The organism is Reichenbachiella sp. MALMAid0571 (assembly GCF_040151475.1).
Lineage (GTDB): Bacteria > Bacteroidota > Bacteroidia > Cytophagales > Cyclobacteriaceae > CAXBNB01.
On record NZ_JBDKWG010000002.1, the window covers coordinates 1 to 729 of the forward strand.

1 pseudogene is annotated in these 729 nt (G+C 38.5%); it reads right to left on the reverse strand.

The window, feature by feature from the left end:
* A pseudogene (locus AAOP42_RS00010) lies at positions 1 to 566 on the reverse strand (hypothetical protein); the annotation flags it as partial.
* Positions 567 to 729 lie beyond the last annotated feature (163 nt).

The following is a 729-nucleotide window of genomic DNA, read 5'->3' on the forward strand; positions in this document are numbered from 1 at the left end:
CAGTCCGGTTTAGCGCAAAAACAGGAAAAAAAACCAAAACCAAAACCGTATTCGAAAAAGGGACGATCAAAATCTAATTTTAGGTTCTGAAAATTGAATTTTTTACTCTCCTGATTATTGAAAGTCCGACAGACTCCTAGTGTGTAAATCTTACCAAAGTGCATGTCAAGCCGTTTAGGGTTTTTCTCTAACCCTCGTGTTAAATAGTTAATTGACTTGTTAAAGAGTTCCTCATTATATGACACATCTCCGTAAATGTATCCAACAGGTTCAGAATTAGCTGTGTCTGTAATTTGAAGACTCTTGCCCTTAGCAGGGCCACCGTCCATTCTAAGGACTTCTTGTTTTGATTTTTGAAGATAAAAGTTAAAACCGGAGATAAACATCTCAGGGTCATTCGGTTTCTTCGTTTCCCACTCTTCCAAATGAGCAATTGTTTTTGAGTCGTCTTCTTGGTTGCAGAGTTCATTGTAAATTGATTGATAATCTTTAGTTGGTTGCTGAGAACAGGCAGTTCCGATTACCAATATTGCAATTACTGAAGTTGATAGTTTCGTTAGGTTCATTTGCGATTCTAAAATAGTGGCTAATAACTAAGCATTCGTGCGGCCGATAGGCCAAGCATGAATGTAGTGTTGAACGAACCGTAGTTGGTATTTGGCAGATAGTCTTATGGGTTTTTCGGTCTGTGGATTTAAAATAACTAAGCATTCGTGCGGCCGATAGGCC